This is a genomic window from Vibrio sp. CAU 1672 (genome assembly GCF_029223195.1).
GTDB lineage: Bacteria > Pseudomonadota > Gammaproteobacteria > Enterobacterales > Vibrionaceae > Vibrio.
The window spans coordinates 123,048-134,096 of record NZ_JARHUF010000011.1; the positions used below are offsets into that span (position 1 = coordinate 123,048).

10 protein-coding genes and 2 tRNA genes are annotated in these 11,049 nt (G+C 47.7%); 2 read left to right on the top strand and 10 right to left on the bottom strand.

What is annotated here, in order from left to right; all coding sequences use genetic code 11:
- Nucleotides 1–16: 16 nt before the first annotated feature.
- The 9 genes from nusA to rlmE form a co-directional block, all read right to left on the bottom strand.
- Nucleotides 17–1,504, bottom strand: coding sequence for a transcription termination factor NusA (gene nusA / locus P2G85_RS12310; RefSeq protein ID WP_275864375.1), 1,488 nt, complete (start codon nt 1,502–1,504; stop codon nt 17–19).
- 34 nt (nt 1,505–1,538) lie between these two features.
- Nucleotides 1,539–1,994, bottom strand: a complete 456-nt coding sequence (gene rimP, locus P2G85_RS12315; protein ID WP_275864376.1) for a ribosome maturation factor RimP — start codon at nt 1,992–1,994, stop codon at nt 1,539–1,541.
- Nucleotides 1,995–2,228: 234 nt separating this feature from the next.
- Nucleotides 2,229–2,305 (bottom strand) — tRNA-Met (locus P2G85_RS12320).
- A 56-nt stretch (nt 2,306–2,361) separates the two neighbouring features.
- Nucleotides 2,362–2,445 (bottom strand) — tRNA-Leu (locus tag P2G85_RS12325).
- Nucleotides 2,446–2,462: 17 nt separating this feature from the next.
- Nucleotides 2,463–2,798, bottom strand: coding sequence for a preprotein translocase subunit SecG (secG, locus tag P2G85_RS12330; protein WP_275864377.1), 336 nt, complete (start codon nt 2,796–2,798; stop codon nt 2,463–2,465).
- Nucleotides 2,799–3,030: 232 nt separating this feature from the next.
- Nucleotides 3,031–4,371 (bottom strand): phosphoglucosamine mutase, encoded by a 1,341-nt coding sequence (gene glmM, locus P2G85_RS12335; RefSeq protein WP_275864378.1) that lies wholly within the window; start codon nt 4,369–4,371, stop codon nt 3,031–3,033.
- 19 nt (nt 4,372–4,390) lie between these two features.
- Nucleotides 4,391–5,221 (bottom strand): dihydropteroate synthase, encoded by an 831-nt coding sequence (folP, locus tag P2G85_RS12340; protein ID WP_275864379.1) that lies wholly within the window; start codon nt 5,219–5,221, stop codon nt 4,391–4,393.
- Between the two features lie 49 nt (nt 5,222–5,270).
- A complete protein-coding gene (ftsH, locus tag P2G85_RS12345; RefSeq protein ID WP_275864380.1) occupies nt 5,271–7,214 on the bottom strand; it encodes an ATP-dependent zinc metalloprotease FtsH in 1,944 nt (647 codons plus the stop codon).
- A gap of 108 nt (nt 7,215–7,322) precedes the next feature.
- Entirely contained in the window at nt 7,323–7,952 is a 630-nt protein-coding gene (rlmE, locus tag P2G85_RS12350; RefSeq protein WP_275864381.1) for a 23S rRNA (uridine(2552)-2'-O)-methyltransferase RlmE, read from the bottom strand.
- Nucleotides 7,953–8,090: 138 nt separating this feature from the next.
- Here rlmE and yhbY point away from each other — a divergent pair, with 138 nt between their 5' ends.
- Entirely contained in the window at nt 8,091–8,387 is a 297-nt protein-coding gene (gene yhbY, locus P2G85_RS12355) for a ribosome assembly RNA-binding protein YhbY (protein WP_275864382.1), read from the top strand.
- A gap of 83 nt (nt 8,388–8,470) precedes the next feature.
- Here yhbY and greA read toward each other — a convergent pair whose 3' ends face one another.
- Nucleotides 8,471–8,944: a transcription elongation factor GreA gene (gene greA / locus P2G85_RS12360; RefSeq protein WP_275864383.1), complete on the bottom strand. Its 474-nt coding sequence runs from the start codon at nt 8,942–8,944 to the stop codon at nt 8,471–8,473.
- Nucleotides 8,945–9,477: 533 nt separating this feature from the next.
- Between greA and P2G85_RS12365 the strand changes: the two genes are divergently transcribed.
- Nucleotides 9,478–10,470, top strand: a complete 993-nt coding sequence (locus tag P2G85_RS12365) for a porin (RefSeq protein ID WP_275864384.1) — start codon at nt 9,478–9,480, stop codon at nt 10,468–10,470.
- The last annotated feature ends 579 nt before the right edge of the window (nt 10,471–11,049 follow it).

Genomic DNA, 11,049 nt, shown 5'->3' on the forward strand with positions numbered 1-11,049 from the left:
TTCCTCCTTGCTGAAATTATGCGTCTTCGCCGAACCAACAAATGTTACGAGCAGCCATGATCAGCTCACCCGCACGTTCTTCGGTCAGACCTTCAATACCTTCTAAATCGTCAATACCTTGATCAGCCAGGTCTTCGAGTGTCACGACACCTTTAGCTGCCAATTTGAATGCCATTTCACGTTCCAGACCTTCTAGGCCCAGCAGATCTTCAGCCGGCTCTACACCGTCAAAAGACTCTTCTTGTGCCAGTGCGATAGTAGTCAGTGCATCTTTCGCACGGCTGCGCAACTCTTCGACCAGGTCTTCGTTCAGGCCATCGACTTCAAGCAGTTCATTAACTGGGACATAAGCCACTTCTTCCAGTGTAGAGAAACCTTCTTCCACTAGTAGTTGAGCAAAATCTTCCTCAATATCCAGGTACTTCATGAAGTTCTCAATTGAAGCCTGAGATTCTTCTGCGTGTTTCTTCTGCAGGTCTGCAACCGTCATTACGTTCAGTTCCCAGCCGGTCAGCTGAGAAGCCAGACGAACGTTCTGACCGTTACGACCAATCGCCTGAGCCAGATTATCCGCTTCAACAGCGATATCCATTGCATGCGCATCTTCATCTACAATGATAGAAGCTACGTCTGCCGGAGCCATTGCGTTAATCACAAACTGTGCTGGGTTGTCGTCCCAAAGTACGATATCGATACGCTCACCGCCAAGCTCGCCTGATACGGCCTGAACACGCGCACCACGCATACCAACACACGCACCTACCGGGTCGATACGACGATCGTTAGTTTTCACTGCAATTTTTGCACGTGAACCCGGATCGCGCGCCGCGCCTTTCAGTTCAATGATCTCTTCCGCGATCTCTGGTACTTCGACACGGAATAGTTCTGCCAGCATTTCTGGCTTAGAACGGGTAATGAACAGTTGGAAACCACGTGCTTCTGGAGCAACTTTGTAAAGAAGACCACGAACACGGTCACCAGGGCGGAAGTTTTCACGAGGAAGTTGGTCATCACGCAGGATAACCGCTTCAGCGTTATTACCCAGATCCAGAATGATGGTGTCACGGTTAACCTTCTTCACCACACCCGTCACCAAGTCGCCTTCATTGTCGATGAATTGTTCAACAATTTGCGCGCGCTCAGCTTCGCGAACTTTTTGTACGATAACTTGCTTCGCCGTTTGGGTAGTAATCCGGTCAAACGTTACTGATTCAATTTCGTCTTCAACGAAATCACCCAGTTGGATAGACTCGTCTTCGAATTGTGCCGCTTCTAGAGAGATCTCTTTAGTTGGATTCTCTACATCTTCGACTACCAACCAACGACGGAACGTATCAAACTCACCGGTTTTGCGATCGATAGCAACACGTACATCAATTTCGATTTCGTATTTTTTCTTTGTAGAAGTTGCCAGAGCAATCTCAAGAGCTTCAAAGATACGCTCACGAGGTACCGCCTTCTCGTTCGATACCGCTTCTGCTACCGCTAAAATTTCTTTACTCATTGTTTAGCCTCTAAGCTTTAAATTTTTTAGGGACCTAAAATTTAGGGATCAGGTTAGCTTTTGAAATGTTACTTAGCGCGAACTCTTCTTGTTCTCCGTCAACGCTAATTGTAACGGTTTCACCTTCTACCGACTGGATTGTACCTTTCCACTTACGGCGGTTAGCGACAGCCATTTTCAAAACGATGCTGACCTCGTGACCAATAAACTGCTCATATTGTGCTGCTTTGAAAAGTGGTCTTTCTAAACCTGGAGAAGACACTTCAAGGTTGTAGGCAACCGAAATTGGATCTTCAACGTCAAGAACAGCACTTACTTGATGACTGACTTCTGCACAGTCATCTACGTTAATGCCATTTTCATGGTCGATATAAATGCGTAACGTTGAGTGCGCACCTGCACGAATAAACTCTAATCCAACTAACTCATAACCTGATGCTTCAACTGGAGCTTCAAGCATTTCAGTAAGTTGTCTTTCTAAACCAGTCATTTAAACCACTCCAGAAACAAAAAAAGGGCTCAGAGCCCAATCGAAAAACCAAGCAACCACCTGAGTTCGATTACAGAAACTCAGATAACAAAAAACCCCGAAAGTCGGGGTTTTATGTTGCTGGACCCTGATACGTTAAGCTTAGTGGAAAATACCCAGCTTAACTCGCAGTATGGTTAGGACTGCGCAAACTTGCCAATCGCAATTAACTCACTATTTTATGAGATAAAAGATTGGTTGCGGGGGCCGGATTTGAACCGACGACCTTCGGGTTATGAGCCCGACGAGCTACCAAGCTGCTCCACCCCGCGTCCGACTTGTTGAGCATTATACGCACAACCAAGTGATTTACAAGTTTGTAAATATATGGTGCCGAGAGAGGGACTCGAACCCTCACACCAAAGGCACTAGCACCTCATGCTAGCGTGTCTACCAATTTCACCATCTCGGCTACACAAACCTTACAGCTTATTGAGGGATTTCATCACCTGTCGGTGCTGGTACATCACTCGCTGCTTCGTCAACTTGCTCGATGACCTGACCTTGTGTTGGGTCAACCCACTGAGATTCAGTCTTATGCGTAGACATACGTCCCAATAGCAAGCTCACGACAAAAAATACGGTTGCTAAAATAGCAGTAGTTCGGGTTAGGAAGTTACCTGAGCCGCTCGCGCCAAACACTGTGTTTGAAGCACCAGCTCCGAACGAGGCTCCCATATCTGCGCCTTTACCTTGTTGAATCAACACAAGGCCAATTACACCAAGCGCTGCCAACAGGTAAATCACAAGTAGAACTGAAAACATTTTTTCCACCTATGTTCCAAATTGTTGAGCCAGCGCCGCTCATCGACTTCGATAAGAAGACAATAGAACAAGGCTAGCGACCCCCTTTCCGGAGGCCGAGCAATACTAGCGAAAGCCAGTTACGCTGACAAGTGAAAATTGCCAAAAAATCAAAACCAACGCGTTAAACGGTCAAAAAAGGGGCAAAGCACCCCTTTTCTATACTATTTCCCGGATGGCAATACATTTTGGCTCAGAAACTGGCTTTAACTGCCTGGGCTATTTTGAGTGCTGAACTTTGTACCAATGCCGCATCCTCGCCTTCAACCATGACCCGAATCAGTGGTTCTGTACCAGATTTACGCAATAGAATCCGACCTTTCTCGCCAAGCTCGGCTTCCACCTCAGCCACAGAATCAAGCACATTTTGGGCTTCGAGAGGGTTGCTGTCACCCGAGAAACGGACGTTTTCCAATACTTGAGGGTATAGGGTCATGCCTTGAGAAAGGTCGTATAGCGACATTTCACTGCCAACCACTGATGCCAGTACCTGTAACGCAGCCACGATGGCGTCACCGGTGGTCACTTTATCGAGTAAAATCACATGCCCCGAGTTTTCAGCACCGATCTTCCAGCCTTTCTCCAGCAGTTGCTCCATTACATAACGGTCGCCAACAGCAGCGCGTACAAATGGAATGCCTAATTGCTTCAAACCATTTTCCATACCCAGATTGGTCATCAGCGTCCCAACCACACCGCCTTTCAGTTCACCACGGCGCAGAGCATCACGCGCAATAATATAAGCAATCTGGTCACCATCAACTTTATTACCTAAGTGATCGACCATGATGATCCGGTCACCGTCACCATCAAATGCCAGACCAAGATCCGCCTGCTCTTCAACCACGCGTTTTTGTAGTGCACGTACATCCGTCGCACCAACCTCGGCATTGATATTGGTTCCGTTTGGCTCTACGCCCATCGCAATGACGTTTGCTCCTAACTCTTTAAATACGTTAGGTGCGATATGATAAGTCGCCCCATGGGCACAATCGACGACAATTTTAAGGCTCGCCAGGCTCAGCTCAGATGGGAAGGTGCCTTTACAAAACTCAATGTAGCGGCCAGCGGCATCATTAAGGCGCGTTGCCTTACCCAGCTCGGCCGATTCCACACATTCAATTTCTTTGTCCAGCTCAGCTTCAATCGCCAGCTCAATATCGTCCGGCAGTTTAGTCCCTTCCGAAGAGAAGAACTTAATACCGTTATCGTAGTAAGGGTTATGCGAGGCAGAAATGACAATCCCCGCTTCAGCGCGGAACGTCTGTGTCAGATAAGCCACCGCCGGGGTCGGCATTGGCCCGGTAAAGGTGGCTTTCAGGCCCGCCGCTGCCAGACCGGCTTCAAGCGCCGACTCAAGCATATAACCAGAAATACGCGTGTCTTTACCAATGATCACTTTTTTTGTGCCTTGCTTGGCCAACACACGGCCAGCTGCCCAGCCAAGCTTAAGTACAAAATCAGGCGTGATCGGGTACTGACCTACCTTACCGCGCACACCATCCGTACCAAAGTAACGTCTTTTATTCGACATACTGTTTCCTTAATTATTATTAAATATTGTCGTTCATCATCTTGATGACTTTCATCGCTTCAAGCGTTTCTGCAAAATCGTGCACGCGAATGATCTGTGCCCCTTTCATCGCTGCCAGTGTCGCACACACGACACTGGCGTTGGTGCACTGTTCAGGCTTTTTATCAAGTAACTTGAAGATCATGGACTTGCGTGACATTCCAGCCAGAATTGGCAGGCCAAACTGATGAAACTGCTCAAGATGTGCGAGCATATGATAATTGTGTTCGATGCTTTTGCCAAAGCCAAAACCCGGATCGAGGATAAGTTGTGATTTATCGATGCCAGCCACCTCGCAAGCCGCAATCCGTTCCTGCAGAAATGCGCCAACGTCTTCCATCAGGTCATCATACTGAGGATTGGCTTGCATCGTTCGCGGCTGGCCTTGCATGTGCATCAGGCAGACCGGCAACTGTGCTTCTGCTGCCACTTCCAGGGCACCCGGTTCTTGCAGGGCACGCACATCGTTAATCAAATCCGCGCCTGCCGCTATCGCCTGGCGCATGACCTCAGCTTTACTGGTATCGACCGAAATCCAGACATCGTATTTATCACGGATCGCTTTAATTACCGGAATTACTCGCTGCAGCTCTTCTTCCAGTCCGACGTCAGGAGCCCCCGGGCGAGTGGACTCGCCACCGATGTCGATGATACTCACACCAGCTGCGATCATTTTATCAACCTGCGTCAGGGCTGAGTCGAGCGAGTTGAACTTACCACCATCGGAAAAAGAATCGGGAGTGACATTGAGGATCGCCATCACATGCGGGCGAGAGAGATCCAACGATTTATGGTTTGCTTTAATCTTCATAAAAATACAAAAACCCCGAGCTTAACTCGGGGTTTACTATCACGACTCTTTATTCAGAGTCTTGTTTTTCCTGTGACTCACTTGATGTGTCGCTTTGCTCTGCTGATGCATCCGTCTTTTCCTCAGCTTTTGCCTGAGGTTTTTCCTGCGGGTGTGGATTAGACGGGTTGTCGCCCCAGCCAGCAGGCTCACGGATTTCTGCTTTGCGTTCCATCAGATCATCAATCTGCGCCGCATCGATGGTCTCGTATTTCATCAGTGCGTCTTTCATCGCATGCATGATATCCATGTTGTCTTCCAGGATCTGCTTAGCGCGATCGTAGTTGCGGTCGATGATGGTACGCACCTCGTCATCAATCAGCTTCGCCGTATCATCAGACATATGTTTAGTCTGAGTTACGCTGCGTCCAAGGAATACTTCGCCTTCGTCTTCTGCGTACAGAAGCGGACCCAGCTTTTCAGAGAAACCCCACTGTGTCACCATCTTACGGGCAATTTCCGTTGCACGCTCAATGTCATTTGAGGCACCAGTCGACACTTTTTCTGCACCGTAGATAAGCTCTTCTGCCAAACGGCCACCGTACAGACTGGAAATCATTGACTCTAAATGCTGGCGAGACATGCTGATGCGATCCTGCTCAGGCAGGTACATAGTCACACCCAGCGCTCGTCCGCGTGGAATGATCGACACTTTGTAAACCGGGTCATGCTCAGGAACCAGACGGCCAACAATCGCGTGGCCCGCTTCATGGTATGCCGTTGAGGCCTTGGTTTCTTCCGACATCACCATTGAACGGCGCTCAGCACCCATCATGATTTTGTCTTTTGCCAGCTCAAACTCGACCATCGAAACGTTACGTTTATTGCCACGTGCCGCAAACAGTGCTGCTTCGTTGACCAGGTTCGCCAGATCTGCACCAGAGAATCCCGGAGTACCACGCGCAATCAACGATGGTTCTACATCACTCGCTAACGGCACTTTACGCATGTGAACTTTAAGAATTTGTTCACGACCTCGGACATCCGGCAGACCAACAACTACCTGGCGGTCAAAACGGCCAGGACGAAGCAGAGCCGGATCAAGTACGTCAGGACGGTTGGTCGCCGCGATAACGATGATGCCTTCGTTACCTTCGAAACCATCCATTTCAACCAGCATTTGGTTTAGTGTTTGTTCACGCTCATCGTGACCACCACCTACACCAGCGCCACGTTGACGACCAACAGCATCGATCTCGTCAATGAAGATAATACAAGGTGCGGCTTTTTTTGCTTGTTCAAACATGTCACGCACCCGCGATGCACCAACACCAACAAACATTTCAACGAAATCTGAACCAGAGATAGTGAAGAACGGTACTTTGGCTTCCCCGGCAATGGCCTTGGCCAGCAACGTTTTACCGGTACCCGGAGGACCAACCATCAGTACGCCGGTCGGGATCTTACCACCCAGCTTCTGGAAGCGGCTTGGATCACGCAGGTAATCCACCAGCTCTTTCACGTCTTCTTTCGCTTCATCACAGCCGGCAACGTCGGCGAAAGTTGTCTTGATCTGGTCTTCGCTCATCATCCGCGCTTTAGACTTACCAAACGACATAGCGCCTTTTCCACCGCCACCTTGCATTTGGCGCATGAAGAAAATCCAGACACCGATCAACAGGATCATTGGGAACCAGGAAATGAAGATAGTACCTAGCAGGCTCTGCTCTTCAGGAGGCGTTCCCTGAACTTTCACGTTTTGATTAATTAGGTCATCCAGAAGCTTCTGATCGTAAACCGGCATGTAGGTAACCATTTTGGCTCCGCCACCGCGACGCGTGAAAGTGATTTCACCGTCTTTAAACGTTGCTTCTTGAATCTGGCCTTGGCCAACTTCCTGTACAAAAGTGGTGTAATCCACTGTTCTGCCATTGCTTTCCCCAGGGCCAAAGCTCTGGAATACCGACATTAATACGACGGCAATCACAAGCCACAGAATTAAATTTTTTGCCATGTCACTCAAGGTGTCAGCCTCTCGATAACTAATTGTAATTAAAGGTAGGGTACTACAGTTTATTCACTGTAGCTATAGTGTTAACCTGCCCCCAAACGGGCAAAATAGTTAACCTTTGTAACCAGTGGCCACAATATAGACTTCTCGGGAGCGTGCTCGCGAAGAGTCTGGTTTCCTAATTTTTACGACTTTAAACATGTCACGGACCTCTTTCACGTATTGATCGAAGCCTTCTCCCTGGAAAACCTTGACGACAAAGCTACCATTAGGGGCTAGAACTTGTCGACACATATCTAAAGCCAGCTCAACCAAATACATCGCGCGTGGCTGATCGACCGACAAGTTACCCGCCATATTCGGTGCCATATCCGACATTACCACATCAACCATGTCTGGCTGAATACGCTCCAGCAGGGCTTCCAGTACTGTGTCTTCTCTGAAATCACCCTGCAGAAACGCCACACCGGCAATCGAGTCCATTGGCAAAATATCACAAGCGATAACTTGACCTTGTTCACCAACGATTCCCGCCGCGTATTGGGACCAGCCACCGGGAGCAGCGCCTAAATCAACCACTGTCATCCCCGGCTTCAACAATTTGTCTTTACCTTGAATCTCTTCAATTTTAAAGATAGCACGTGAGCGGTAGCCTTTTTTCTTGGCCTCATTCACATACTTATCGTCAAAATGTTCTTTCAACCAACGGCCCGAACTGGCCGAGTGCTTCTGTTTACTCATTCTAATCCCAACAAGACACAAATAGGAGCTATCGTTTTAATAGGTCCATCCTATTGCTCAATAAATTATAGTCTTCAGCAATAGATGGCGTTAAAATAGGTTTTTTCAACCCTTATTTTAAAGAAAATTGGCCGCGTAATGAACCTAAGCACCAAACAAAAGCAACACCTTAAAGGCCTAGCTCACAGTTTAAAACCTGTTGTGCTAATGGGCGCAAATGGACTTACAGAAGCCGTGCTAGCAGAAATTGAAATCGCTCTAGACCATCACGAATTGATCAAAGTAAAAATTGCATCAGAAGATCGTGAGACCAAACAGCTGATCGTTGATGCTATTCTGCGTGAAACCGGCGCGGAAAAGGTACAGGTTATCGGGAAAGTACTTGTACTATACCGTCAATCTGAAGAGCGTAAGATAGAAATTCCACGTAAGTAATTTCTGCTTGTTCTGTTGTGAAACAAGAAAAGGTCGCCATTGGCGACCTTTTTTGCATTCGGCCATGTGAGCATTCATACAGCTTAAATGTATTCCACTCGGTCGATTTCGAAGTCTTTCTCACCGCCAGGGGTTTGAATCGCCACTTCATCACCTTCCATTTTACCTATCAGCCCACGGGCGATCGGTGAACTGACGGAAATACGGCCGGTTTTGATGTCCGCTTCATCATCACCGACGATCTGATAAGTTTTTTCCTCATCAGTATCACAATCAATCAGGGTCACGGTTGAACCAAAAATAACCTTCCCTGTGTTGTCCATCTTAGTCACATCGATGACTTGAGCAACAGATAACTTGTACTCAATATCACGAATTTGCGCTTCACAGATACCCTGCTCTTCACGTGCTGCGTGGTACTCGGCGTTCTCTTTCAAATCACCTAATTCACGAGCTTCTGCAATCGCTTCTGAAATTTGTGGACGTAGTTTTAATAAACGATCCAGCTCTGCACGCAGCTTTTGCTCGCCGCGTACTGTCATAGGAACTTTTTCCATTGTATAACCTCAAAGCCAAAGGGAACTTTGGATAAAACAACCCTACCCAGTCAAAGACTGGGTAGGGAGTAAAAATGAATGTGTTGTCACTAGTTTAAACAAACTTAGTCTTGAAATCATCCTAATTCGAGATCACTCGGTTTATATTGATATACCAACTGTTTATCGGTATTTTTAACGTCGGTTGTCGCTGCCAGCTACCCCGACAGCAACTGTACTCCACAGCAGAAAAAACATCAAAACATCTAAAAACAACTCAAAGATAAACACTCACCAAAAACAAACAAACCAAACAAATACAAAAACTTAAATAAAAGAAACCCACAATCGAACAGCGTTCATTAGTTTGATTTATATTATTTTACTAACCCATACAGGAACTTTACCAGTAAAACGTGTCCAGCAGCTTGTGCTGAACAGACCTACAAAGGCATAAATAATATCCGTACGTAGTCTGGGGTCAGAGCAAGCTGGCAGTGGGAGGTGTCTCTCACCCATAAAATATATGGACAGCTAACTAGGACAAAAATAGCATGAAAAAGACATTAATTGCGCTTTCTGTATCTGCAGCAGCAATGGCTACTGGTGTGAACGCCGCTGAGCTTTACAACCAAGACGGTACATCTCTGGAAATGGGTGGTCGCGCGGAAGCTCGCCTATCAATGAAAGACGGCGACGTAGCTGACAAATCTCGTATCCGCCTGAACTTCCTTGGCAAACAAGAAATCAACAACAACCTATACGGTGTAGGCTTCTGGGAAGGCGAATTCACAACTGCTGAAAACGGCGGTGTTGATGGCAACAGCGATCTTGATACTCGTTACGCATACGCTGGCCTAGGCGGTACATTTGGTGAAGTAACTTACGGTAAAAACGACGGTGCGCTTGGCGTAATCACAGACTTCACTGATATCATGGCTTACCACGGTAACTCAGCAGCTGACAAACTGGCAGCAGCTGACCGTTCAGACAACATGCTTGCTTACAAAGGTCAATTCGCTGACCTTGGCGTGAAAGCCAGCTACCGCTTCGCTGACCGCGTTGAATCAAACGGTGAGTACAAAAACAACGGCGAAGACGGTTACTCGCTTTCTGCGACTTACGCGCTAGCAGACACTGGCCTAGTGCTGGGTGCTGGCTACGCTGACCAAGACGAAGCTAACGAGTACATGCTAGCGGCTTCTTACACTATGGGTGACCTGTACTTCGCAGGCGTATTCACTGACGGTGAAAAAGCGAAAAAAGACGGTGACTACACAGGTTATGAACTGGCTGGTGCTTACACACTAGGTCAAACAGTGTTCACAACAACGTACAATAATGCAGAGACTAACGACGAGACTTCTGCAAACAACTTCGCTGTTGACGCATCTTACTACTTCAAGCCGAACTTCCGCGGTTACATGTCATACAACTTCAACCTAATCGACTCTGGCGACAAACTGGGTAAAGTTGGTGGCAACACTACTGCAACTAAGATTGACGCAGAAGACGAACTAGCTCTAGGTCTACGTTACGACTTCTAATTCAGCGTTATGACTGAATGCTTAATGCCCGCTTAATGCGGGCATTTTTATTGGCTCTGATTCCTTCTACCCAAAAAAAGGCCCGCCTCATTCTGCGAGCCGGTTCCCATTTCGCCCCTGAGCCACCATGTTCAGACAGCGATACGCCTACCCGCAGCAAGCTCAAGCGCAGCATTGCCCACTGGTACAGAGCGTTCGGCTTTCTCCTTCGCCGCCTATCACCGCGAATACCCGAAGGCCAGCGCAGTCCCCCAGATGACCATCAACGCTCAACACACGCATAAGCGCTACACCAACGCATAGATTGCCATACATTTGTTGCTTTACGTGAACGAACGAGCATTCTGTGCAGCGATAGTCCTCTTGGCGGCGGTTAAAGCCAGTAAAAGTGAATCGGCTCTGTTGTTCGGATAGCGTGAGTATTGTCGAAGCATAAAAAAAGCTCGCCGGCTGGCGTAATGCATGTAAGTTAAGATAACTTAACGCTTTTTTGGAGGCCTAGTCGCATAGCGACTAGGCCTTTTCTTTACTGCTCTTGGGTAGCTTCTTTCTCTTCTCTCCGGCAGGGTAAAACTCTCT

What these genes read in the sequence shown, in the direction of transcription:
- nusA (WP_275864375.1), bottom strand. Translation starts at nt 1,504, where the DNA reads ATGAGTAAAGAAATTTTAGCGGTAGCAGAAGCGGTATCGAACGAGAAG.
- rimP (WP_275864376.1), bottom strand. Translation starts at nt 1,994, where the DNA reads ATGACTGGTTTAGAAAGACAACTTACTGAAATGCTTGAAGCTCCAGTT.
- secG (WP_275864377.1), bottom strand. Translation starts at nt 2,798, where the DNA reads ATGTTTTCAGTTCTACTTGTGATTTACCTGTTGGCAGCGCTTGGTGTA.
- glmM (WP_275864378.1), bottom strand. Translation starts at nt 4,371, where the DNA reads ATGTCGAATAAAAGACGTTACTTTGGTACGGATGGTGTGCGCGGTAAG.
- folP (WP_275864379.1), bottom strand. Translation starts at nt 5,221, where the DNA reads ATGAAGATTAAAGCAAACCATAAATCGTTGGATCTCTCTCGCCCGCAT.
- ftsH (WP_275864380.1), bottom strand. Translation starts at nt 7,214, where the DNA reads ATGGCAAAAAATTTAATTCTGTGGCTTGTGATTGCCGTCGTATTAATG.
- rlmE (WP_275864381.1), bottom strand. Translation starts at nt 7,952, where the DNA reads ATGAGTAAACAGAAGCACTCGGCCAGTTCGGGCCGTTGGTTGAAAGAA.
- yhbY (WP_275864382.1), top strand. Translation starts at nt 8,091, where the DNA reads ATGAACCTAAGCACCAAACAAAAGCAACACCTTAAAGGCCTAGCTCAC.
- greA (WP_275864383.1), bottom strand. Translation starts at nt 8,944, where the DNA reads ATGGAAAAAGTTCCTATGACAGTACGCGGCGAGCAAAAGCTGCGTGCA.
- P2G85_RS12365 (WP_275864384.1), top strand. Translation starts at nt 9,478, where the DNA reads ATGAAAAAGACATTAATTGCGCTTTCTGTATCTGCAGCAGCAATGGCT.